This is a genomic window from Gilliamella sp. W8123 (genome assembly GCF_016101085.1).
Taxonomy (GTDB): domain Bacteria; phylum Pseudomonadota; class Gammaproteobacteria; order Enterobacterales; family Orbaceae; genus Gilliamella; species Gilliamella apis.
This window is the reverse complement of the sequence record NZ_JACFRE010000008.1, coordinates 23,673-47,411: the sequence shown is the minus strand read 5'-3', so window position 1 is coordinate 47,411 and position 23,739 is coordinate 23,673. Positions and strand designations below refer to the sequence as shown.

At 36.2% G+C, this 23,739-nt stretch carries 21 protein-coding genes; 10 read left to right on the top strand and 11 right to left on the bottom strand.

Annotation, left to right across the window (positions count from 1 at the left end; all coding sequences use genetic code 11):
- Position 1 precedes the first annotated feature (1 nt).
- Positions 2 to 916 (top strand): UTP--glucose-1-phosphate uridylyltransferase GalU, encoded by a 915-nt coding sequence (galU, locus tag H3T56_RS10160; protein ID WP_034901703.1) that lies wholly within the window; start codon positions 2 to 4, stop codon positions 914 to 916.
- Between the two features lie 82 nt (positions 917 to 998).
- On the opposite strand, the gene H3T56_RS10155 is transcribed toward galU, so the two are convergent.
- From H3T56_RS10155 to orn, 5 genes are all read right to left on the bottom strand, one after another.
- Positions 999 to 2,420 (bottom strand): cation:dicarboxylate symporter family transporter, encoded by a 1,422-nt coding sequence (locus H3T56_RS10155; RefSeq protein ID WP_198192893.1) that lies wholly within the window; start codon positions 2,418 to 2,420, stop codon positions 999 to 1,001.
- Between the two features lie 134 nt (positions 2,421 to 2,554).
- Positions 2,555 to 3,886 (bottom strand): CoA-disulfide reductase, encoded by a 1,332-nt coding sequence (locus tag H3T56_RS10150; RefSeq protein WP_198192891.1) that lies wholly within the window; start codon positions 3,884 to 3,886, stop codon positions 2,555 to 2,557.
- A gap of 155 nt (positions 3,887 to 4,041) precedes the next feature.
- Entirely contained in the window at positions 4,042 to 5,019 is a 978-nt protein-coding gene (gene hemH, locus H3T56_RS10145; RefSeq protein WP_198192889.1) for a ferrochelatase, read from the bottom strand.
- Between the two features lie 9 nt (positions 5,020 to 5,028).
- A complete protein-coding gene (gene waaA / locus H3T56_RS10140; protein ID WP_199283319.1) occupies positions 5,029 to 6,300 on the bottom strand; it encodes a lipid IV(A) 3-deoxy-D-manno-octulosonic acid transferase in 1,272 nt (423 codons plus the stop codon).
- 2 nt (positions 6,301 to 6,302) lie between these two features.
- Positions 6,303 to 6,869 (bottom strand): oligoribonuclease, encoded by a 567-nt coding sequence (orn, locus tag H3T56_RS10135; RefSeq protein ID WP_034883923.1) that lies wholly within the window; start codon positions 6,867 to 6,869, stop codon positions 6,303 to 6,305.
- Between the two features lie 80 nt (positions 6,870 to 6,949).
- Here orn and rsgA point away from each other — a divergent pair, with 80 nt between their 5' ends.
- Positions 6,950 to 7,975 (top strand): small ribosomal subunit biogenesis GTPase RsgA, encoded by a 1,026-nt coding sequence (rsgA, locus tag H3T56_RS10130; RefSeq protein ID WP_198192925.1) that lies wholly within the window; start codon positions 6,950 to 6,952, stop codon positions 7,973 to 7,975.
- Between the two features lie 90 nt (positions 7,976 to 8,065).
- On the opposite strand, the gene H3T56_RS10125 is transcribed toward rsgA, so the two are convergent.
- Both H3T56_RS10125 and dauA read right to left on the bottom strand, forming a co-directional pair.
- Positions 8,066 to 8,611 (bottom strand): HdeD family acid-resistance protein, encoded by a 546-nt coding sequence (locus H3T56_RS10125; RefSeq protein WP_065578369.1) that lies wholly within the window; start codon positions 8,609 to 8,611, stop codon positions 8,066 to 8,068.
- A gap of 187 nt (positions 8,612 to 8,798) precedes the next feature.
- Positions 8,799 to 10,472: a C4-dicarboxylic acid transporter DauA gene (gene dauA / locus H3T56_RS10120; RefSeq protein ID WP_198192888.1), complete on the bottom strand. Its 1,674-nt coding sequence runs from the start codon at positions 10,470 to 10,472 to the stop codon at positions 8,799 to 8,801.
- A 192-nt stretch (positions 10,473 to 10,664) separates the two neighbouring features.
- Here dauA and H3T56_RS10115 point away from each other — a divergent pair, with 192 nt between their 5' ends.
- Positions 10,665 to 12,044, top strand: coding sequence for a histidine-type phosphatase (locus H3T56_RS10115; protein WP_198192886.1), 1,380 nt, complete (start codon positions 10,665 to 10,667; stop codon positions 12,042 to 12,044).
- A gap of 54 nt (positions 12,045 to 12,098) precedes the next feature.
- Here the strand turns inward: H3T56_RS10115 and dtd are convergent, their stop codons facing one another.
- The 4 genes from dtd to rpsT form a co-directional block, all read right to left on the bottom strand.
- Positions 12,099 to 12,533, bottom strand: a complete 435-nt coding sequence (dtd, locus tag H3T56_RS10110; protein ID WP_198192884.1) for a D-aminoacyl-tRNA deacylase — start codon at positions 12,531 to 12,533, stop codon at positions 12,099 to 12,101.
- A 7-nt stretch (positions 12,534 to 12,540) separates the two neighbouring features.
- Positions 12,541 to 13,383, bottom strand: coding sequence for a virulence factor BrkB family protein (locus tag H3T56_RS10105; protein WP_065614608.1), 843 nt, complete (start codon positions 13,381 to 13,383; stop codon positions 12,541 to 12,543).
- 13 nt (positions 13,384 to 13,396) lie between these two features.
- Positions 13,397 to 13,981 (bottom strand): SPOR domain-containing protein, encoded by a 585-nt coding sequence (locus tag H3T56_RS10100; protein WP_198192882.1) that lies wholly within the window; start codon positions 13,979 to 13,981, stop codon positions 13,397 to 13,399.
- A 117-nt stretch (positions 13,982 to 14,098) separates the two neighbouring features.
- Positions 14,099 to 14,362 (bottom strand): 30S ribosomal protein S20, encoded by a 264-nt coding sequence (gene rpsT, locus H3T56_RS10095; protein ID WP_034901681.1) that lies wholly within the window; start codon positions 14,360 to 14,362, stop codon positions 14,099 to 14,101.
- Positions 14,363 to 14,591: 229 nt separating this feature from the next.
- Between rpsT and pgk the strand changes: the two genes are divergently transcribed.
- From pgk to rpoB, 7 genes are all read left to right on the top strand, one after another.
- Positions 14,592 to 15,755, top strand: coding sequence for a phosphoglycerate kinase (gene pgk, locus H3T56_RS10090; protein WP_065578363.1), 1,164 nt, complete (start codon positions 14,592 to 14,594; stop codon positions 15,753 to 15,755).
- Between the two features lie 76 nt (positions 15,756 to 15,831).
- Positions 15,832 to 16,911: a class II fructose-bisphosphate aldolase gene (gene fbaA, locus H3T56_RS10085; protein ID WP_065578362.1), complete on the top strand. Its 1,080-nt coding sequence runs from the start codon at positions 15,832 to 15,834 to the stop codon at positions 16,909 to 16,911.
- Between the two features lie 196 nt (positions 16,912 to 17,107).
- Entirely contained in the window at positions 17,108 to 17,536 is a 429-nt protein-coding gene (gene rplK / locus H3T56_RS10080; protein ID WP_034884321.1) for a 50S ribosomal protein L11, read from the top strand.
- Between the two features lie 3 nt (positions 17,537 to 17,539).
- Positions 17,540 to 18,241: a 50S ribosomal protein L1 gene (gene rplA / locus H3T56_RS10075; RefSeq protein WP_034901675.1), complete on the top strand. Its 702-nt coding sequence runs from the start codon at positions 17,540 to 17,542 to the stop codon at positions 18,239 to 18,241.
- Positions 18,242 to 18,464: 223 nt separating this feature from the next.
- A complete protein-coding gene (gene rplJ / locus H3T56_RS10070; protein ID WP_034901673.1) occupies positions 18,465 to 18,962 on the top strand; it encodes a 50S ribosomal protein L10 in 498 nt (165 codons plus the stop codon).
- A 58-nt stretch (positions 18,963 to 19,020) separates the two neighbouring features.
- Positions 19,021 to 19,389 carry a 50S ribosomal protein L7/L12 gene (gene rplL, locus H3T56_RS10065; protein ID WP_034901671.1) on the top strand — a complete coding sequence of 123 codons (369 nt, stop codon included), beginning with the start codon at positions 19,021 to 19,023 and terminating at the stop codon, positions 19,387 to 19,389.
- A gap of 243 nt (positions 19,390 to 19,632) precedes the next feature.
- Positions 19,633 to 23,661, top strand: a complete 4,029-nt coding sequence (rpoB, locus tag H3T56_RS10060; protein WP_086320893.1) for a DNA-directed RNA polymerase subunit beta — start codon at positions 19,633 to 19,635, stop codon at positions 23,659 to 23,661.
- Positions 23,662 to 23,739: the final 78 nt, after the last annotated feature.

Genomic DNA, 23,739 nt, shown 5'->3' with positions numbered 1-23,739 from the left:
AATGTCATTAAATTTAGAACCATCTTTAAACGGAAAAGTAAAAAAAGCGGTTATCCCTGTTGCTGGCCTTGGTACAAGGATGTTACCTGCAACCAAAGCGATTCCTAAAGAGATGTTACCCGTGGTTGATAAACCACTTATTCAATATGTAGTCAAAGAGTGTATTGCAGCAGGAATAACTGAAATTATTTTTGTTACCCATTCGTCTAAAAATTCGATTGAAAATCATTTTGATACCAGCTTCGAACTTGAAGCCATGTTAGAAGCGCGAGTTAAACGTCAACTCTTGCAAGAAGTGCAAGGAATACTACCAAAACATGTCACTATCACAAGTGTTCGCCAAGGTTTAGCTAAAGGGCTTGGTCATGCAGTGCTTTGTGCTTATCCTTTAGTTGGTGATGAACCTTTTGCTGTTGTGTTACCTGATGTGATTATAGATGAGTATGATAGTGATCTTACTCAAGATAATTTAGCGGCGATGATTCATAATTATCATGATACTAAGCATAGCCAAATTATGGTTGAACCGGTACCTAAAGAACTTGTTTCATCTTATGGTATTGTTGACTGCCGCGGCGAAGAGTTATCTGCAGGTAATGTAACACAAATGTATAGTGTTGTTGAAAAACCGTCAATTGAAGATGCGCCATCTAATCAATCAGTCGTTGGACGTTATGTACTGTCTGAAAAAATTTGGCCTTTATTAGCCAAAACACCATTAGGTGCTGGTGGTGAAATTCAATTAACTGACGCAATTGCGATGTTACTTGCAGAAGATCCTGTTGATGCATATTGCATTAAAGGACGAAGCCATGATTGTGGTAATAAATTAGGTTATGTCCAAACTTTTGTTCAATATGCAATGCGTCACAAAAGCTTAGGTGATGATGTTAAAGCATGGTTAAAAACGATTTAATTTTATCTTTATTTCTGATGTAAAAAAGACGCCAATTGGCGTCTTTTGGCTATTTAGAATAAATTCATCGCATTTTTATTCGTTAACTTTCTGACTGTTCATTATCTAAAGTTACATTTGGATCGTTATAGATATCCATATCCATTAATCCAACTTCGTGATCCGTTGCTATTGCTGCGGTCATTGCTCCAGATACATTAGCTAAAGTTCTCGCCATATCAATAATTGGATCGACGGCTAATACCATACCGATTAATGGGAAGTACTCAGCCATCCCCATACCAGAAAGCACCACAGTAGCGGCAACAGTTGCCGTACCTGGAATACCAGCGATACCAATCGAACCAATAACCACCACAATCACTAGCATAATATAAAATTGGATATCAGTATTAATGCCTACCATATGGGCTACCATTACGGCAAGCAGCGCAGGGAAAAATCCAGCACAACCGTTCATTCCCATTGTACTGCCTAATGATCCTACCAGATTAGCAGTACCGCTATTTACCCCCATTCTGACGGTCAATGTTGATATTGTCATAGGTAATGTACCAACTGATGAACGGCTGGTAAAAGCTAGTAACCATGTACCAAGCGCTTTTTTAATAAATATGATTGGTGAAACTCCATGCACCATCACAATCACGATATGTACTGCAAGCATTAATATGGTTGCAAGGTAAATCGCTAATACAAAGCTTGAAACTTCAATAATTGCAGGTATGCCATTTGAAATAATGGTACGAGCAAGTAGGGCAATTACCGCATAAGGCATATATTTGATGACCGTCATGGCAATTGACATGATAATTTTATAAAGTGCTTCAATAAAGGTTTTAAACAGGGCAATAGGTTGCGGATTCTTTTTTTCCATGCGATTAGCTGCGAGCCCCATTAATGCCGAAAAGATGACTAAACCAACAATATTCTCTTTTACCATGGAAGCAATGATGTTACTAGGGATAAGATTGACAAATGTATCAATAATATTAGTGTATTGTTTGGCAACCGCAGTTTTGGCTGAGGTTGAACTTAGTTCACCTAATGATAATACATTAGCTAAGATAATCCCGATAATACAGGCAATTGCTGTAGTGAACAGTAGCCAAAAAATACCTCTAAATGCGATTTGTGGTAAATTCTCTTTACCAGAAAAATCAATAATCACTTTTACGATTGAGACAAAAATTAACGGGATCACCAGCATGCGTATAAAAGCGATAAAGGCACGACCAAATAAACCATACCATGTTGCTGTTTCTTGCATCCAAACTGTTGAGTCAGTGGGAAAACCGGCTGCGGCTTGGATACCTAAACCAAGAACGGCACCAAGTATCAATCCGACTAACATTCGAATGGAAAAATTAACTTTTTTGGTTTGTAGTGGCCGCATGATAGCGAAAAAGCAAAGCAGTAATAAGCCAATGCCGATTAAGGTTTGATAATGAGTGATAGATAAGAACTTTTCGAAAAAAGTGCCCTGAAATATGGCATCTGACATGTTTACCCCCAGCGTTTGGATAAAATTAAATTAATTTTGAATAATCTGTTTTGGGGTTGGATTAACCATTTAAATTAACCCAACTGCCCATTCTGAATGTTAATAACTAAGCAAATATTTATTATGCTTAAACTCTATTTAGCGATACCTCCGGCGATATTTAAAATATCCCACGGTCTTGAGAAAGGTGGCGCATATAAAAAGTCCATCATCGCTAATTCATCAATTTTCATATTTGCCCAAATAGCCGTAGCTAAACTATTGGTTCTTAATGCAGCGCCACTGCCGCCAGCCAGTTGTCCACCTAATAAAACACGAGTTTTAGCGTGATAAATCAGTTTAGCAATAACGCTAGTTTGCCCTGCAACATAGTTACTATGATTTTTATCTTTAACTATCACTGTTTTGTAAGGGATACCTGCTTTGATAGCTTGCTGTTCGGTGAGTCCTGTTCGGCCAGCTTCAATATCAAAGACTTTCAATGCTGATGTACCAAGAGTACCAGGAAATTGGTTATTTCCACCAGCTAAATTGTCACCAACAGTTTTACCTAATTTGTTGGCGCCAGTAGCTAATGGTATATAAGTCATTGATTGACTTACTCGATGATATAGTGCGACACAGTCGCCCGCGGCATAAATATCAGCAATATTAGTTTTGCCATAACTATCAATGACAATAGCGCCATTGCTAAGTGTTTCAAGCTCTAAATCTTTATATACTTTGCTATTAGGTTTTACCCCTGTAGCTATAATGACAATATCTGCCGCATATTTAGCTTTATCGGTAATAACATGGGTAACTTTTTGTACACCTTCAAAACTTTGTACTCGTTCTTGTAGGTGTAAATCACAATGTTGTTTTAGGTTTTCTTCAATTATCTCGGTAAGTTCCGGATCGAAGGCGTCGACCAATACTCTTTCATCTAATTGAATTAGCTTTACATTTTTGTTTAATGCGACTAAAGATTCGGTTATTTCCAGCCCGATATAGCCGCCACCTATGACCACAATATTGCTGTTTTGCCGATTCGTTAAGGCATTTTTTATTGCCAGACCATCATATATATCACGCAAAGTGAAAATATTTTCCAGTTGGTGATTTTCTAAAGGTGGAATTATTGGTGCTGCTCCAACCGCAATAAGTAATTTGTCATAATCATCATCAAAACAGTTATTGGTGTTAAGATCTTTGACTGTAATTTTTTTTAATTTTGCATCAATAGCGATAACTTCATGTAACGTTTTGATTTCAATCCCATCTTTTGCAAATTGATTTGGTGTTCTGGATATCATTTCATTTTCATCTTGAAAATGATTGCCAATAAAGTAAGGTAATCCACAAGCACCAAATGAAACAATATCTGATTTTTCATAGATGCGAATGGTCGCATTGGGATCCTTTCTTCTGGCTTTAGCCGCGGCACTTGCACCAGCAGCTTGAGCGCCAATGATGATTATTTTCATCGAGTATTCTCCTTTGAGCGCAAATAATTTTTAATTATCATCCTAACACAGGTTAATCACACTAGTTAGATTAGTTGGTTATTTAGCTTTAATATTAATCAATTTAAAGTTGTGCCGATAAGATTTGATTTTGGTTAAAAATAAATCTTAATCAGTTAAAATTTTTTGAGGAAAGGGGTTTTTTCAACTATATTTTTGACTAATTTAACCTGTAATGGTGTATCGTTTAGGGCTGGGATATAATAAAACTGTTTACCGCCAGCATTTAAGAATATTTCTCGATTTTGTTCGTCAATTTCATAAATAGTTTCAATACAATCTGCCGAAAAACCTGGACAGATAACCTGCACATGTTCAGTACCGGTTTTAGCCAAGTTTGCTAATATATCGCTGGTGTTTGGTTCAACCCATTTCCCTTTACCAAACTTTGATTGATAAGCCATTATTATTGGTAAGTCGATGCCATTTGCACGGCACTTGTTTGCCAATAATTTAGTGGTTAACTGGCATCTTTGCACATAGTCGTCTTGGCGTTTATCAATATAGCGTTGAGGAATACCATGATAAGACAGGAGCAACACATCAGGTTGCCCTTGGGTTGAAAACGCTTGCTGAACTTGCCAATAAAGAGCATCAATATAACTTGGGTGGTCGGCATAATCACGAATATAGCTAAGGTTAATTTTGATATTATTGTCAGCAATAAGTTGCTTTACTTTAGCTAATACCGCTTGAGTTGTGGTGGTCGAATATTGCGGAAATAACGGTAATAAAGTGACTTTTTCACATGATTTTAAATTATTTAGCGCCGACAGTAAGTTCGGTTCCCCATAGGTCATGGCTAATTCGCATTGCATATCAGGTAATGCAGGTTGTAATTGATTGATCAAGCGTTTACTGTACTGGAGTAATGGTGATTCACCCTCTATCCATATCTTTTGATAATGGTTGATGATATAGGGGACACGTTTAGGCAGTACTAGGTATTTTAAAATCGGATACCAAATAAAAGCAGGTAGATCGACAACATGACGATCGAGTAAAAACTCAGTCAAGTAACAACGAATCGCCATTGGTGTTACGGCACTTGGTGTGCCTAAATTAACTAGCAATAACCCCTGTTTTTTATTCACAAGCCATCCTTATGATTTTTCAAGATAGTGATGGATAACCTCAAGAAGGCGGTTTAGCGCACCTTGGTTATTTTTTAAAACTTGATAGGCATTTTCGCCAATTTGCTGACAACGACTTTCATCATTTAATAAGCTATTAATGGTGGAATAGAGCGAATCAGCAGAACTATCACATACCAGCATGCCATTAGCCTCAATTAACTGTTCACCAATAACTTTAAAGTTAAAAAGATGTGTACCGCTTATAATGGGAATATGGTGTAGAGCCGATTCTAGAGGGTTATGCCCACCATGTTCAATTAAACTACCGCCAACAAAAGCAATATTAGCCAAACCATAAAGTTCCAGTAATTCTCCCATGGTATCACCCAAAATCACTTGTGTCTGATCTGTAGGGTTTTGTTTGCTACTGCGTGTAATATAATTCAAGCCATTATCGGCAATTAGCTTTTCAACGGTTTTAAAACGTTCAGGGTGACGAGGGACTAAAATAAGTAATAAATTGCCATGATTTTTAAGAAGCTGTTGAAATGCTGATAAAATGATTTCATCTTCACCAGCATGGGTGCTGGCAGCGATTAAAACTGGCCGATGTAATTGCCATTGCTGTTTTAACTGCGCAAGATTCTGTTGTTGCTTGGCCGTGAGTTCAATATCAAACTTAATACTACCCGTTACCGATAAATGATCTGCCGGTAGACCCAATGAGATAAATCTATCACCGTCTTGTCTATTTTGGGCGGCAACCGTGCTGATTTTAGCTAATAGTTTACTAATCGCTTTTCCTAGTTTATGGTACCTTTTGGCTGAACGTTCAGATAAGCGGGCATTAGCAATGATCAATGGAATTTTTTTGCTATAACATTGGCTAATTAAGTTTGGCCAAAGCTCTGTTTCCATAATTATGACTAATTTGGGCTGAACTGTTTTTAGAAAGCGATGTATAGCACAAGGCAGATCATAAGGCAAGTAGACATGACTAACACTCTCTTTGAGTATTGATTTAACTTGTTTAGAGCCAGTGGGGGTCATGGTCGTCACCGTAATCGGTAACTGTGGATATTCGCTTTGAAGTGCTTTAATCAATGGAATTGCGGCTAACGTTTCGCCGACAGAAACCGCGTGCACTAAAATTCCACCTGATTTAACTTTGTTTTTACAAAATCCATAACGTTCCAACCAACGTTTACGATAATCTGGCGCTTTACGGCTGCGCCAAAGTAATCTAAGCCAGACTAGTGGTTGAATTAGATAAAGTAAGATCGTATATACAATACTCATGATCATTCATTAGTAAGATTAAAAAAGTGTTGTCGGTAATAAACTAACTCGGCGATAGAGTCGCGAATATCATCTAGAGCTTGGTGAGAACTCTGTTTACTGATACCTTTTAATATTTCTGGTTTCCAGCGTCTGGCTAATTCCTTAATCGTACTGACATCTAAATATCGATAATGAAAATATTTTTCTAAATTTGGCATATAGTTAAATAGAAAACGGCGATCTTGACCAATGGTATTACCACAGATTGGTGAACTGTTTTCCGGCACCCATTGTTTTAAAAATTCAATGGTTTGTTGTTCAGCTTGTTGTTCGCAAATGGTACTTTGACGCACACGATCAATTAATCCGGATTTGCCATGCGTTCTTTGATTCCAATCATCCATAAGCGCAAGTTGTTCATCTGATTGATGGATAGCAATGACTGGGCCTTCAGCGAGGATATTTAAATTAGAATCAGTTACGATGGTAGCGATTTCGATAATCCGATCGCTATTTGGATCAAGACCTGTCATTTCTAGGTCAATCCAGATAAGATTACTACTGTTTATATTTACTTGTGTCGTCATAATTTTCGAGATAAATTTTCTTTTTAATACCGAGTAGTGTAGCATAAGTACCAAACTGTTTGAGCAAAAAATTAGTTACTGTGGCGAAAAATCAACTCTCAAAAAATCAAAAAAGGCGTATGGCCGCTAAGCATCAACAGCGTTTAGAAACTAAGTTAGATGACAATCTGGCTAATTTCTCTGCGCCTCGTGATGGCGTGGTGGTGAGTCGCTTTGGCAAATCAGCGGATGTTGAAGATAATGCTGGCAATATCTACCGATGTAGTATTCGTCGTACTTTACCATCATTAGTGACCGGCGATAAAGTATTGTGGCGTGAAAGTTTAGAACCGAATACTAATGGTATTATAGAAGCCGTTCATCCTCGTCATTCCGAGTTAGTACGACCTGATTTTTATGATGGCGTTAAACCTGTTGCCGCCAATGTCGATCAAATTGTTATTATTTCTGCGGTACTACCTGAATTATCATTTAATATCATCGATCGTTATTTAGTTGCATGTGAAGCGACTAAAATTACCCCAATTATCGTATTAAATAAAATTGATTTGCTTGATGAACAAAAAAAACAAGAGATTGAACAACAGTTTCTTATTTACAGGAAAATTGGTTATCAAGTTTTATATGTCTCTTGCCAATCACAACAGGGGATTGCCCCTTTGCAGCAGGTACTAGATGGCAAAATATCTATTTTAGTTGGGCAATCAGGTGTCGGTAAATCGAGTATTATCAATTTGCTATTACCTCATGACCAAGCTACGCTAACTGGCGAAGTGTCTGAAATATCTGGGCTTGGCCAACATACCACAACTTCAACTCGGCTTTACCATTTACCTAATGGCGGCGATATTATTGATTCGCCGGGAATTCGAGAATTCGGTTTATGGCATTTAGAGCCAGAGCAAGTTATTGGTGGTTTTGTTGAATTTGATGATTATTTAGGAGGTTGCCAATTTAGGGATTGCAATCACTTAGATACACCAGGGTGTCTATTGCAAAAAGCGGTATCAGAAGGAGCAATCGCTCCATCAAGATTAGATAATTATCATCGAATTTTGCAATCAATGCGTGAGGTTAAAGCGAAAACCAATAAGAGTTATAAATAACCATTAATAATTAGCAGATTTCTATTTTTGATATGTTGCCGAATATTGCTCACAAGTAGTGTTGTGAGCAATAAGATAAACTATCGCTATTTAGTGATTTTTTAATGCGAAACCAATAGCAATATAGGCAAAACCTTGGAAAACTAGATCGATACCTAAAAACATTCCTAATACCCAAACACTATCATATGGCCAACCAGCAATTAGCATTAGTCCTAAAATGATGTTAATAATTCCCGAAAAGACTACCCATCCCCAACGAGGGATATTGCGATTACTCATGGCAGCAAAAATTTGGCTAAATCCACTAATAGTCAATAATAATGAAATCAATAAAGTTAGTGCTGATGAAACTGCTATTGGTTGGAAAAAAGCCATTCCACCAATAAAGATATATAAAATCCCCATGATTGCCCATAAGGCAGTTTGGCCAAAACCTTTGATATTAAATGCATGTACAACTTGAATGATGCCTGCAATTAATAGCAGTGACCCGATAAAATAAACAGAAAAAACGGTAGCCATGAATTGATAACCCAATGCCAAGCAACCGAGAACAATCAAAATCACACCAATTACAATAAACCAATTCGCTTTATGTTTAACATATTGAATAGTGTTTTCATTAGTTGTCATATTAATTTCCTATTTTTGTTGTTAATGTAAAGAATTAAACAAATACTATCTTACAAGGTTAACTTTTACTTATATTATTTTAAAAAAGGGCAAGGTATATAGGTGATACAAAATACTTAGTGAAAATCAGAGACTATATTTTCACTAAGTATAATATTTAACCAATATAATAAAACGAATTTCGCACTTAAATTTTATCTTTCAGTGCTTCATCTAAAGTTGAATAAAACATTAATTTGTTTGGAATTGGTACAATTTTTGCTCGGGCTAAAGTTTTTAATGGTTGAAATTGTAATTCACAAATTGAGAGCTCCACCTTCGCAGGTAATTCATCAATGAAGTGAATAAGCGCATTTAAGCCACCCGCATCAAGAATAGGTACCGCATCCCACTGTAGAACAATGTGTTGATAACCATTAATTTTTTGGTATAACTCTAAAAAGGTGCGCTCAGCAGCGGCAAAGAACAATGGACCACTAATACGCAGTACTAATGTTTTCTCATTTCCTTGATTTAATTCGACTAAACGAGTCATTCTTGCAATACGACGCATAAATAAGATAGAAGCTAATACAATACCAATTGTTATAGCAATAACCATATCGAATAATACAGTCAGTGACATGCAAATAAGCATGATTATAATATCATCTTTAGGTGCGCGTTTAATGATATAAATAACTCGCTGTACGGCACTCATATTCCATGCAACAATTAATAATAATGCTGCCATTGCTGATAATGGGATAAATGATAAAAGTGGCGCAAAACAGATGAGTGCCAATAAAACAATTAACGCATGCAATACCGCAGCAATGGGTGAAGTCGCTCCCGCTTTTACATTGGCTGCTGAACGTGCAATAGCGGCGGTTGCTGAAATTCCACCAAAAAATGGCGCAATGATATTACCTAGACCTTGGCCAATCAATTCACTATTAGAATGATGTTTAGTATGTGTCATTTCATCTAAAACTACAGCACAAAGTAGTGATTCAATAGCACATAACATTGCCATAGTGATTGAGATTGGAATTAAAGCACTTAATGTTGCCCAATCCCAAGTAAAATTAGCATGTTCCCATGGTAAGATAAATTCTGGTAAAACCGGCGGAATACCATGACCAGTAGTATTATCTGCCAATGTATAAGTGAATCGTGAACCAATTGTTTCTATTTGATAACCAAATTGATTGAAGATTAACATTATTAATACACCCGCGACTAATGCTGGTAAATGGCCAGAAATTTTCATTCGAAATTTTGGCCAAACAATTAGCACAATAAGTGTTATTAATCCTACTGATGTATCGGCGATATTAATTGTTGGCAACTTCCTCACTAGTTCAATAACTTTATTGATGTAGTTTTCCGGCATATGTTCCAGTGTTAAACCAAAAAAGTCTTTAATTTGCATCGTTGCAATTGTTATTGCAATACCAGAGGTAAAACCTAATACCACAGGTAGAGGAATATATTCTATTAAGCGACCTAACCTAATTATGCCCATTAATATTAAAAATATGCCTGAAAGTAAGGTGGCAATTAATAGACCTGATAAACCAAATTGTATCGAAACCGGATATAAAATTACCACAAAAGCTGCTGTTGGGCCGGAAACACTAAAACGAGAACCACCTGTCAGTGCTATCACGAAACCAGCGATAATCGCAGTATATAGGCCATGTTGAGGTGCAACACCACTTGCTATAGCTAACGCCATAGCTAACGGAATAGCAATAATGCCAACAGTTATTCCGGCAATCAAATCTTTAAGAAAACGAGTCGTGTTATAAGGGGTGTTAATGCATGCCGAAATAAATGCACTACTAATTTTAGTACCAGAAAGGCCATATAATTTCATTATTTTTTAAATCAATTAAATGAGTTGGAAAAAATACATAATAAGATAATCCTTTTTTCAAAAATTGAAAGAGTGTTATTAAAATAATTGCATTATTTTCAGTTAAATAATGTTATTAATGAGATAAAATAATTTTATAAATATTGGCCTGTTATTTTGCTCTTATATTATTAATTATAGATAGGGGTAATTATGTCTTTTATAAAAAATTTTTCTATTATTCAACCAGCAAATCAGATATTAGCCATTATGCTTACTCTTTTTACTCCATTGAGTTTTGCTGGAATGATGATTTCTGGTTCAAAGACTGCATATCAATATGATGCAAGACAATCTCTTACTCCTCCGCCTAGTGGGTATCAAGCGTTTTATATTGATCATATTGGTCGCCATGGTTCCCGTTATATCAGCAAAGCTAAATATGAAGATATTGCTTATAAAATTTTAGTATTGGCGGAAAAAAATAATCAATTAACTGAAAAAGGGAAATTATTATTAACGCAAATTACTACTATTAGAGAACTTAATAAAGATCATTATGGTGAACTTAGTGATCTTGGGCGAAAAGATTTAAGTTTAATTAGTCAACGAATGTTAAAGAATAATCCAACAGTGTTTAAAGGTCAAAAAATAGCGGTTATTTCATCAACCTCTCCACGGGCTAAAGAAACGGCTGAAATCTTTATTAATACATTCAAAACCAAATATCCTAATCTAAACGTTCATCAACAACCAGAAGATCAGCAAACGTTGTTACGTTTTTTCGAATATTCGCCTGCTTATGCTAAATATAAGAAAAATAAAATAATTAAAAATACGCTAAAATCATTAGAAAATGCCCCTAAATCAATAGAAATGAGTGAAAATATCGCAAGGCTGATCTTTACATCTAATTTTATTCATCAATTGAATAATGGTATCTCGCTATCAGAAAATTCTATAGTTAAAACGCAAAATTTTGTGTTTGCTGTTTATCAACTTTATCAAGAATTATTATCCTTTTCACCACCATTATTAGCCGATAATCATCTTGATTTTAGCGGTTACTTCACCAAAGATCAGCTATTATGGTTTAGCACTGTCGTCACCGCAAAAAATTATTTACAAATTGGTCCTGCTTTTGATAGTAATGGTATCCAAATTAAGATTGCTGCACCATTATTATTAGATATGTTAAAAACAGCTGATAGTGCGATAGCTAATAAGGATATTGATGCCAATTTGCGATTTGCTCATGCCGAAACTGTATCACCATTAGCAACATTGATGGAAATTGAAGGTACCAATATGGTAGCTAATCCAGTAACTGATTATCCTTCCGTTTGGCAAGCCGATAAAATTATTCCAATGGCAGCAAATATTCAATGGATATTTTATAGAAGTGAACAAGCTGACCAGCCTATTTTAGTTAAAGTCATGTTAAATGAGCGAGAAGTCCATTTACCTTTAAAAACCAACGATTACCCTTATTATCAATGGGACGAATTGAAGAAGTTCTATAAAAATAAATTAAATAACTGGGGGCTTACCGACCAAGGAGTGGTATTAAAATGGCTAAATAAAATTAAATAAATACGTTATATTTACTTAAAAAATTTAGAATATCATTCCTTTAAGACAGCATAATTAAACTTGTAGCCAAAAGGTCACTGGGCCATCATTAATCAGTGATACTTGCATATCGGCTGCAAATTGCCCTGTTTGTGTTTCAATATGCTGTTGGCACTGTTTGACAAAAAATTGGTAAAGCTTATTGGCCATATCTGGCGAAGCCCCTTTTGTAAAACTTGGCCGCATACCTTTTTGAGTATCAGCGGCTAGTGTAAACTGAGAAACAACCAATAGTTTTCCATTAATTTGTTGAACATTGAGGTTCATTTTGCCATCATTGTCACTGAAAATACGATAGCCAAGCACTTTTTCACTTAAACGGATCGCTTTTTGTTCATTATCGCCTTGTTCAACACCAAGTAAAACTAATAATCCCTGATCTATTTCACCAATAATTTGGTTATTTACAGAAACTGAAGCGTGTTTTACTCGTTGGATTAAGGCAATCATTTTTATATTACTCCGATTGGGATGAATGTTTTAGATGCATTTTGTTATGTCTATTATAGTCGGTGAGTGTTGCAGCAAATTCGGCGCCAAATAAGACAATACACCAAGAACAATATATCCAAACTAACATAATAGGAATTGAGGATACTACACCATAAATAAGTTGATAAGTAGGAAATGATGTCACGTACAGCGCAAAAGCACGTTTACCAATTTCAAATAATATCGCTGCGACTAATGCGCCAATTAAGGCTTCTTTAAATGGTACCGATTCGGTAGGTATAATACTGTAAAGTAACCAAAATCCGACAATAGATATAATAAATGGTAAGGTACTTAGTAGTACATCACCGCTGGCTGCATCGGATAACCATTTTAGTGAAAATATATAAGAGCTTACAGCAACACTTGAACCAACTAAAATAGGACCTAAAGTCAAAATAGTCCAATACATAGTTAAGTTGTACATGAACGAACGTTTCCGCTTAGTTCGCCAGATACGATTAAGTGCGTTATTAATAGAGTTAATAAGTAATAATGATGTCACTATTAAGCCGATAATTCCGACCAAGGTCATTTTTTTTGTGTTGGCGATAAATTGCTCAAGATAATTTTGGATAGTATCACTAGCAGTTGGAACGAGATTACTATAAATGAGTTGCTTTAATGATTGACTCACCTCGTCAAACATAGGAAAGGCTGAGAGTAATGCAAAAATTACCGTTATCAGGGGGACTAATGCCAGTATAGTTGTGTAAGCTAGTTCTGCTGCTGAAGTAGTTAATCTATCATGATTTATTCGAGCCCACAACATTACTAAAAATGACTGCATATGCTTAAGTATATTCATAATATACCTTCATTTAGTTAGAAAGAATGCAATTATTGATCCCATTACCTTTTAATGTGTTTAATATTTTTTGTGCATCAGTTTTATTTGTATATGGGCCAACAGTAACTCGATATAACTGTTGACTGGAGGTTATATTACCACTAATACCGGTCATAGCTAGAGATGCTTTTAATGTGTCTGCATTTGTTTTTTCTTTAAATGCACCGCACTGTAGTAACCATTTATTATTTTCAGTATTGGTTGATGTAGTTGGTGTTGTAGAAGAATTATTGATAAAACTATCTAATATTTGTTGCCTTTCACTTGCAGTGGAATTAGTATCACTACTCGCGTTCGGTGTTTCTAATTCTTTAAGATAGGTCCAACGTTCTTGTGGTTGTTCAGGTAAAGTTGCTACCGGCGACTCAGTTTTTACTTTTGGTCGCTCAATAGGTTTTTCTGGGTAATTTGTTGATAGTAAATATAAAATAGCAGAAAACAAAACAATAATGATAACTGCAAGAACTATCATTAACGATGGTAATATTCGTGACTTATTCTTTTTAGCTTTTGATTTTGATTGGCTCTTTTTTCTTACATAATCACGTTGAACCACAATATGCTCTCTTTTCTTTCATTCATATAAATTGAAATAACAGTATATAAATAAAAAAAGTGGCTTACACCACTTTTTTTCAATTTTCTTTAACTCTATTGTCAACAGATTAGAACATTAAGCTAGTGCTTTAATCTGTTTAATTAAATTCGCTTTATGACGTGCAGCTTTGTTTCTGTGGATTAGACCACGAGCCGCTTGACGGTCAACAACTGCTTGCATGTCTTTGAATGCTACTTCAGCTGTTTGTTTATCACCAGCTGCAACAGCTGCGTAAACTTTTTTAACATAAGTACGCATCATTGAACGGTTACTAGCATTATGTTTACGACGTTTTTCGGATTGAACCGCACGCTTTTTAGCTGATTTGATATTAGCCAAAGTCAACTCCCAAGTTTAAATAAAAATACATATTAATAAGGCGGGGAAATATGCCTGATTTTCTTTCCATTGTCAATGCTGTTACATAAAAAAATTTACTATAAAAAGTACAAAGCACAAATTTCGAGTAATGTTTACTATATAACCGATATTGATTGTAACCTAATTAGAAATTTTATGTTAGAATAGCAAAAATTTTATTGTTTTTATATTTATAAGAGGAAGTCTCATGTCTATCATTAGAATGCAAGATCTTGATCTAAAAGGGAAACGTTTATTTATTCGCTCAGATCTTAATGTGCCTGTTAAAAATGGTAAGGTTACTTCAGATGCGCGAATCAAAGCATCATTACCTACTATTGAAGAAGCCATTAAAAAAGGTGCTAAAGTAATGGTTACTTCTCATATTGGCCGACCAACTGAAGGCGAATATAACCCAGAGTTCTCTTTACAACCTGTGGTTGATTACTTAAAAGAACATGTTTCTTTCCCTGTTCGTTTAGTTAAAGATTACCTTGATGGTGTTGATGTTAACGAAGGTGAACTTGTCGTTCTTGAAAACGTACGTTTTAATGTTGGTGAAGGTAAAGATGATGAAACTTTATCTAAAAAATATGCGGCTCTTTGCGATATTTATGTAATGGATGCGTTTGGTACTGCTCACCGTGCTCAAGCTTCAACTCACGGTGCTGGTAAGTTTGCTCCAGTTGCTTGTGCAGGTCCATTATTAGCTGCTGAACTTGATGCATTAGGTAAAGCACTTGATAATCCAGCCCGTCCGATGGTTGCGATTGTTGCTGGTTCTAAAGTATCAACTAAATTAACAGTTCTTGATTCTTTATCAAAAATCGCTGATCAAATTATTGTTGGTGGTGGTATCGCTAATACCTTTATCGCAGCTGAAGGCTATAATGTAGGTAAATCACTTTATGAAGCTGATTTAATTCCTGAAGCGAAAAAATTAATGGCTAATTGTCATATTCCAGTTCCAACTGACGTTCGTGTAGCAACAGAATTTAGCGAAACAGCAACGGCAACTGAAAAATCAGTTAAAGATGTGAAAGAAAATGAACAAATCCTTGATTTAGGTGATGAGTCAGCAGAAGCGTTAGCTGATATTATCAAAAAAGCAAAAACCATTTTATGGAATGGCCCTGTCGGTGTGTTTGAGTTCCCTAATTTCCGTCGTGGTACTGAAATTGTTGCTAAAGCAATTGCTGATAGCCAAGGATTCTCAATCGCTGGTGGTGGTGATACATTAGCTGCAATTGACCTATTTGGTATTGAAGATAAAATTTCTTATATTTCTACTGGTGGTGGTGCATTCCTTGAGTTTGTTGAAGGTAAAAAACTACCAGCTGTTGCAATGTTAGAAGAGAGAGCAAAAGCTTAATATTCTATTTTGATAAGAAGGATGAGCCAATTACTCATCCTTTACTTTTTATATAAATAAATCTATAGGAATTAAAATGGCTACAAAGATTTCTGATGTCGTTAAACCTGGTGTTGTTACTGGTGATGATGTACAAAAAGTTTTTCAAATCGCGCGTGAGAATAATTTTGCTTTACCTGCTGTTAACTGTGTTGATACAAATACAATTAACGCAGTAATTGAAACTGCAGCTAAAGTTGGTTCAGCTGTAATTGTTCAATTTTCTAATGGCGGTGCTCAATTTATCGCTGGTAAAGGCTTAAAATTAGATGGACAAGAAGCTGCTGTTTTAGGTGCGGTTTCAGGTGCTAAACATGTTCACCTAATGGCCGAAAAATATGGTGTGCCAGTTATTCTTCATACTGACCACTGTGCTAAAAAACTTCTTCCATGGGTTGATGGATTACTTGACGCTGGTGAAGCTCACTTTGCTAAAACAGGTAAACCTTTATTCTCATCTCATATGATCGATCTTTCCGAAGAAACATTAAAAGATAATATTGATATTTGTTGTCAATATCTTGCTCGTATGTCTGCGATGAAAATGACATTAGAGTTAGAATTAGGTTGTACTGGTGGTGAAGAAGACGGCGTAGATAATAGTCATATGGATAGTTCTGCATTGTATACACAACCAGAAGATGTTGCTTATGCTTATGAACGTTTAAGCGAAATTAGCCCACGTTTTACTATTGCTGCATCATTCGGTAATGTTCACGGTGTTTACAAACCAGGTAACGTGAAATTAACGCCAAAAATTTTAGATAATTCTCAAAAATATGTATCTGAGAAATTCAATTTACCAGCTAAATCATTAAACTTCGTTTTCCATGGTGGTTCAGGTTCAACACAAGAAGAAATTGCTGAAGCAGTTAGCTATGGTGTTGTTAAAATGAATATCGATACTGATACTCAATGGGCAAACTGGGCTGGTATTTTAGATTACTACAAAGCAAACGAAGCTTATCTTCAAGGTCAATTAGGTAACCCTGAAGGTGTTGATGCGCCGAATAAAAAATATTACGATCCACGTGTATGGTTACGTAAAGGACAAGAATCTTTAGTTGCTCGTTTAGAACTTGCATTTAAAGAACTTAACGCTATTGACGTACTGTAAAATTTTCTAATATTTTTTATTGTATATAAAGAAGCAGAGCAATAAACTCTGCTTTTGTTTTATCCTTCAACAAATAAATGTTGCATTTTTGTATTAGTTATAGGATAATTTCGCCCTCATTTAACTTAGGGGAGCTGTCTATTTATTAATAGCTATTATTAATAGAAGCGTTTGCACCCGAGAAAAGGAAACTAAAATGGCAAAAAAAGTACAAGCCTACATCAAGTTGCAAGTTGCAGCTGGTGCAGCAAATCCTAGTCCACCAGTTGGTCCAGCACTTGGTCAACACGGTGTGAATATTATGGAATTCTGTAAAGCATTTAACGCTAAAACAGAAAGCATGGAAAAAGGTTTACCTATTCCTGTAGTTATTACTGTATATTCTGACCGTTCATTCACTTTTGTAACTAAGACTCCTCCTGCTGCAGTATTATTAAAGAAAGCGGCTAAAATCAAGTCTGGTTCTGGTGAACCGAATAAGAAAAAAGTCGGTAAAGTAACTAGCGCTCAAATTCGCGAAATCGCTGAATTAAAAGCTGCTGATATGAATGGTGCAACCATTGAAACGATGATGCGTTCTATCGAAGGAACTGCACGTTCAATGGGCTTGGAAGTGGAGGGTTAATTCATGGCTAAATTATCTAAGAAAGCTAAACTTATCCGCGAAAAAGTAAACGCAACTAAACTATATGATATCAATGAAGCAGTCGCTTTATTGAAAGAACTTGCTACAGCTAAATTCACTGAAAGCGTTGATGTTGCTGTTAATTTAGGTATCGACTCACGTAAATCAGATCAGAATGTACGTGGCGCTATCGTTCTTCCACATGGTACAGGACGTAGTGTTCGTGTTGCTGTATTTACTCAAGGTGCAAACGCTGATGCTGCTAAAGAAGCTGGTGCTGAATTAGTTGGTATGGATGATCTAGCAGATCAAATCAAGAAAGGCGAAATGAACTTTGACGTAGTTATCGCATCTCCAGACGCAATGCGCGTTGTTGGTCAATTAGGTCAAATTTTAGGACCTCGTGGCTTAATGCCAAACCCTAAAGTTGGTACTGTAACACCTAACGTTGCTGAAGCTGTTAAAAATGCTAAAGCAGGTCAAATCCGTTACCGTAATGATAAAAATGGTATTATCCATACTACTATCGGTAAAGCTGATTTTGATGCAGATAAACTTAAAGAGAATTTAGAAGCATTACTTGTTGCTTTAAAACGTGCAAAACCAGCATCTTCAAAAGGTGTATTTGTGAAGAAAGTTAGTCTTTCTACTACAATGGGCGCTGGTGTTGCTATCGATCAAGCAACTTTAAATGCATCTGTTTAATTAACAATTAAACAAAGAATCGGTTGGTGTCTGGCCTTAACCAGACCCCGTCCAAGACCGTAGGTGTAATTGATATTTAATTACTTAATTTTCCTACGTAGACGGTGACAGAACCTGATAAGATATAATACAGGAATTCTGCTCATCGTGATTGTGCTAGCTACATTTGTAGTTAGTTAAAGTAATTCTAGGCTTTGCCTAGTTTAATCCAGGAGCAATACCAATGGCACTAAATCTTCAAAATAAACAAGAAATTGTTGCTGAAGTTAATGAAATAGCCAAAGGTGCGCTATCTGCAGTTGTTGCTGATTCTCGTGGCGTAACTGTAGAAAAAATGACTGCATTACGTAAATCTGCTCGTGAAGCTGGTGTTTATATGCGTGTTGTTCGTAACACCTTATTACGCCGTGTTGTTGAGGGAACTCAATACGAGTGTTTAAAAGATACGTTTGTTGGTCCAACTCTAATTGCGTTTTCAAATGAGCACCCAGGTGCTGCAGCGCGTATTTTTAAAGCGTTTGCAAAAGAAAATGATAATTTTGAGATTAAAGCCGCAGCCTTTGAAGGTGAGTTGATTACTGCAGCGAACATTGATCGCTTAGCAACATTACCTACTTATGAAGAAGCATTAGCTCGCTTGATGTCAACCATGAAAGAAGCCGCAGCTGGCAAATTGGTTCGTACTCTTGCAGCGGTTCGCGATCAAAAACAAGCTGCTTAATTGCGGTATGATTGTGAATTTTATTAATTAAAAAAATGTAAATTTGGGAAACTATATTATGTCTATCACTAAAGAACAAATTTTAGATGCAGTTGCTGAAATGTCTGTAATGGATGTTGTTGAACTTGTATCTATGATGGAAGAAAAATTTGGCGTTTCTGCAGCAGCAGCTGTAGCAGTTGCAGCAGCGGGTCCAGCTGAAGCAGCAGAAGAAAAATCTGAATTTGATGTAATCTTAAAAGATGTTGGTGCTAACAAAGTAGCTGTTATCAAAGCAGTTCGTGGTGCAACTGGTTTAGGCTTAAAAGAAGCTAAAGACCTTGTTGAATCAGCTCCAGCAACTGTTAAAGAAGGTGTTAGTAAAGCTGACGCAGATGAACTTAAAAAGGCACTTGAAGAATCTGGTGCAGTTGTCGAACTTAAGTAAGTTTATCGATAACAAGCTAACTGGCTGGGGGTTTTATACCTCCAGCCTTTTTGCGCTGTAATAAGTCAAAGAATTTTATTTGAAGATTATCAATAAAAAGTAATAAAGAAATAATATATTTATTAAGCCTAATCATTTGATATTTATAGATATTTTCGATGAGGTGTCAGGCGTTATTATTTCGTAGTACCCTGATGAATATTTAATCATGCTAAAATAGCAGATAAGCAAGTTGAGGAACTAATGGTTTACTCTTATACCGAGAAAAAACGAATTCGTAAGAATTTTGGTAAGCGTCCACAAGTCTTGGATATACCGTATCTTCTTTCTATTCAACTTGATTCGTTCCAGAAGTTTATTGAGCAAGACCCTGAAGGTCAATATGGTTTAGAAGCCGCTTTTCGTTCAATATTTCCGATAAAAAGTTATAGTGGTAGCGCTGAGTTACAATACGTGAGCTTTAAGATGGGCGAACCTGTATTTGATGTAAAAGAATGTCAAATTAGAGGGATCACTTACTCAGCACCATTGCGCGTTAAATTACGTTTAGTTATTTATGATAAAGATGCGCCAGAAGGAACAGTTAAAGATATTAAAGAGCAAGACGTCTACATGGGCGAAATTCCTTTAATGACTGACAATGGTACGTTTGTGATTAACGGTACAGAGCGTGTTATCGTTTCACAATTACACCGTAGTCCGGGTGTGTTCTTTGATAGTGATAAAGGTAAAACACACTCTTCTGGTAAAGTTTTATATAATGCTCGGATTATTCCTTATCGTGGCTCTTGGCTTGATTTCGAATTTGATCCAAAAGATAATCTTTTTGCTCGTATTGACCGTCGTCGTAAACTTCCTGCAACAATCATTTTGCGTGCGTTAGGTTATGAAACTGAAGAAATTTTAGATATGTTCTTCGAAAAAACTATTTTCGAAGTGGGCAAATCAAAATTAAAAATGGATCTTGTACCAGAGCGTTTACGTGGTGAAACAGCATTATTTGATATTGAATCAAAAGGCAAAGTTTACGCAGAGAAAGGTCGTCGTATTACAGCTCGTCATATTCGTGAGCTTGAAAAAGATAAAGTAACTAAGATCGATGTTCCAGTTGAATATATTGTTAATAAAGTATTAGCGAAAGATTATGTGAATCAAGAAACTGGTGAAGTTGTTGCTTTTGCTAATACACCAATTTCATTAGAACTATTGCTTGAATTAACTAATGCAGGCTATAAGAAAATTGAAACATTATTCACTAATGATTTAGATCATGGTGCATTTATTTCTGAAACCTTAAATGTTGACTCTACTCGAGATCGACTAGGTGCATTAGTTGAAATTTATCGAATGATGCGTCCTGGTGAGCCACCAACAAAAGAAGCAGCTGAAGCTTTATTTGATAACTTATTCTTCTCTGATGAGCGTTATGACTTATCAGCAGTAGGTCGTATGAAGTTTAATCGTTCTTTAGGACGTGACGATATTGAAGGCGAAAGTGTCTTAACTAAAACTGATATCGTTGATGTAATGAAGAAATTGATCAGCATTCGTAATGGTCATGGTGAAGTCGATGATATCGATCACTTAGGTAACCGTCGTATCCGTAGTGTTGGTGAAATGGCTGAAAACCAATTCCGTATTGGTTTAGTACGTGTAGAACGTGCGGTAAAAGAACGCTTATCACTAGGCGATCTTGAATCATTAATGCCACAAGATATGATTAATGCTAAACCAATTTCTGCGGCAATTCGTGAATTCTTTGGTTCTAGCCAGTTATCTCAGTTTATGGATCAAAACAATCCATTATCTGAAATTACTCACAAACGTCGTATTTCAGCATTAGGTCCTGGTGGTTTAACCCGTGAACGTGCCGGATTCGAAGTACGTGACGTACATCCTACCCATTATGGTCGTGTATGTCCGATTGAAACACCGGAAGGTCCAAACATCGGTTTGATTAACTCATTAGCGGTATATTCTCGTACTAATGAGTATGGATTCCTTGAGACTCCATATCGCCGAGTGGTTGATGGTGTGGTAACTGATGAAATTAACTATTTATCAGCAATCGACGAAAGTGAATTTGTTATTGCTCAGGCTAACTCAAATCTTGATGACGATGGTCGTTTTAAAGAAGATTTAGTGACTTGTCGTTTAAATGGTGAGTCTGGTTTATATAGCCCTGAACAAGTCCATTATATGGACGTATCAACACAACAAATCGTATCGGTTGGTGCTTCATTAATTCCATTCTTAGAACATGATGATGCTAACCGTGCATTGATGGGTGCAAACATGCAACGTCAAGCGGTACCAACGTTAAAAGCAGAAAAACCATTTGTTGGTACTGGTATGGAACGTGCAGTAGCAGTTGACTCAGGTGTAACTGCAGTTGCTCGTCGTGGTGGTACAGTACAATATGTTGATGCTTCACGCATCGTAATTAATGTTAACGATGATGAAATGTATGCTGGTGAAACAGGGATTGATATTTATAATTTAACTAAATATACCCGTTCAAACCAAAATACTTGTATTAACCAAATTCCATGTGTGGAATTAGGTGAAAAAGTTGAGCGTGGTGATGTCCTTGCTGACGGTCCATCAACTGACTTAGGTGAGTTAGCTTTAGGTCAAAACATGCGTGTGGCATTCATGCCATGGAATGGTTATAACTTTGAGGATTCTATTTTAGTTTCTGAAAAAGTGGTACAAGATGACCGTTTCACTTCGATTCATATTCAAGAATTATCTTGTGTATCTCGTGATACTAAACTAGGTGCAGAAGAAATTACCGCAGATATTCCAAATGTGGGTGAAGCGGCTCTTTCTAAACTAGATGAATCAGGTATTGTTTATATTGGTGCTGAAGTTAAAGGTGGCGATATTCTGGTTGGTAAAGTAACACCAAAAGGTGAAACACAATTAACACCAGAAGAAAAATTACTACGCGCTATTTTTGGTGAAAAAGCGTCAGATGTTAAGGATACTTCACTTCGTGTACCAAATGGTGTTTCAGGTACAGTTATTGATGTTCAAGTCTTTACTCGTGATGGTGTACAAAAAGATAAACGTGCACTTGAAATTGAAGAGATGCAACTTAAACAAGTTCGCAAAGACTTAACCGAAGAGCTTAAAATCCTTGAAGCAGCGTTATTTGCTCGTATTCGTGATGTATTAATTTCTGGCGGTATTAAAGCCGACAAATTAGATGCCTTACCACGTGAAAAATGGTTAACTATTGGTATTGCTAATGAGAGCAAACAAGCGCAATTAGAGCAACTTGCTGAACAGCATGATGAAATTAAAGCTGAGTTTAACAAAAAACTTGAAGCTAAACGTATGAAGATCACTCAAGGTGATGATTTACAACCTGGTGTGCTGAAAATTGTTAAAGTTTACTTAGCGGTTAAACGTCAAATTCAGCCTGGTGATAAGATGGCGGGTCGTCATGGTAACAAAGGGGTTATCTCTAAAATCAACCCAATTGAAGATATGCCATATGATGATAAAGGACGTCCAGTTGATATCGTATTGAATCCGCTAGGTGTTCCTTCACGTATGAATATTGGTCAGATTTTAGAAACTCACTTAGGTATGGCGGCGAAAGGTATTGGTCAAAAGATCGATGCTATGCTAAAAGAACAGCAAGAGTTAGCTAAATTACGTGATTTTATCCAAAAAGCTTATGACCTTGGTTTAGGTGCAGCGCAAAAAGTCAATGTTGCTGAATTTACCGATCAAGAAGTGATGACATTGGCGCAAAATTTACGTAATGGTATGCCACTTGCAACACCAGTATTTGATGGTGCAAAAGAGCAAGAAATTAAAGCATTACTTGAGCTCGGTGATTTACCAACTTCAGGTCAAATTACCTTGTTTGATGGTCGTACCGGTGAGCAATTTGAACGTCCAGTAACTGTAGGTTATATGTACATGTTGAAATTGAATCACTTAGTTGATGATAAGATGCATGCTCGTTCTACAGGCTCATATAGTTTGGTTACACAGCAACCGTTGGGTGGTAAAGCTCAATTTGGTGGTCAACGTTTCGGTGAGATGGAAGTGTGGGCACTTGAAGCATATGGTGCAGCTTATACCTTACAAGAAATGTTAACTGTTAAATCAGATGATGTGAACGGTCGTACTAAGATGTATAAAAATATTGTAGATGGTGATCATCGTATGGAACCTGCGATCCCAGAATCATTTAATGTATTGTTAAAAGAGATTCGTTCGTTAGGTATTAATATCGAGTTAGATGAAGAGTAATCTTAGCTAGCTAAAATGATTTCTATTTATAAGGGATAACTTATCAGTAATGATAAGTTATCTAATTGATTTAACTCC

What these genes read in the sequence shown, in the direction of transcription:
- waaA (WP_199283319.1), bottom strand. Translation starts at nt 6,300, where the DNA reads ATGAGTATTGTATATACGATCTTACTTTATCTAATTCAACCACTAGTC.
- H3T56_RS10115 (WP_198192886.1), top strand. Translation starts at nt 10,665, where the DNA reads ATGTCTTTTATAAAAAATTTTTCTATTATTCAACCAGCAAATCAGATA.
- rplL (WP_034901671.1), top strand. Translation starts at nt 19,021, where the DNA reads ATGTCTATCACTAAAGAACAAATTTTAGATGCAGTTGCTGAAATGTCT.
- H3T56_RS10105 (WP_065614608.1), bottom strand. Translation starts at nt 13,383, where the DNA reads ATGAATATACTTAAGCATATGCAGTCATTTTTAGTAATGTTGTGGGCT.
- H3T56_RS10155 (WP_198192893.1), bottom strand. Translation starts at nt 2,420, where the DNA reads ATGTCAGATGCCATATTTCAGGGCACTTTTTTCGAAAAGTTCTTATCT.
- H3T56_RS10150 (WP_198192891.1), bottom strand. Translation starts at nt 3,886, where the DNA reads ATGAAAATAATCATCATTGGCGCTCAAGCTGCTGGTGCAAGTGCCGCG.
- orn (WP_034883923.1), bottom strand. Translation starts at nt 6,869, where the DNA reads ATGACGACACAAGTAAATATAAACAGTAGTAATCTTATCTGGATTGAC.
- rplA (WP_034901675.1), top strand. Translation starts at nt 17,540, where the DNA reads ATGGCTAAATTATCTAAGAAAGCTAAACTTATCCGCGAAAAAGTAAAC.
- pgk (WP_065578363.1), top strand. Translation starts at nt 14,592, where the DNA reads ATGTCTATCATTAGAATGCAAGATCTTGATCTAAAAGGGAAACGTTTA.
- H3T56_RS10125 (WP_065578369.1), bottom strand. Translation starts at nt 8,611, where the DNA reads ATGACAACTAATGAAAACACTATTCAATATGTTAAACATAAAGCGAAT.
- rplJ (WP_034901673.1), top strand. Translation starts at nt 18,465, where the DNA reads ATGGCACTAAATCTTCAAAATAAACAAGAAATTGTTGCTGAAGTTAAT.
- galU (WP_034901703.1), top strand. Translation starts at nt 2, where the DNA reads ATGTCATTAAATTTAGAACCATCTTTAAACGGAAAAGTAAAAAAAGCG.
- fbaA (WP_065578362.1), top strand. Translation starts at nt 15,832, where the DNA reads ATGGCTACAAAGATTTCTGATGTCGTTAAACCTGGTGTTGTTACTGGT.
- rplK (WP_034884321.1), top strand. Translation starts at nt 17,108, where the DNA reads ATGGCAAAAAAAGTACAAGCCTACATCAAGTTGCAAGTTGCAGCTGGT.
- dtd (WP_198192884.1), bottom strand. Translation starts at nt 12,533, where the DNA reads ATGATTGCCTTAATCCAACGAGTAAAACACGCTTCAGTTTCTGTAAAT.
- rpoB (WP_086320893.1), top strand. Translation starts at nt 19,633, where the DNA reads ATGGTTTACTCTTATACCGAGAAAAAACGAATTCGTAAGAATTTTGGT.
- dauA (WP_198192888.1), bottom strand. Translation starts at nt 10,472, where the DNA reads ATGAAATTATATGGCCTTTCTGGTACTAAAATTAGTAGTGCATTTATT.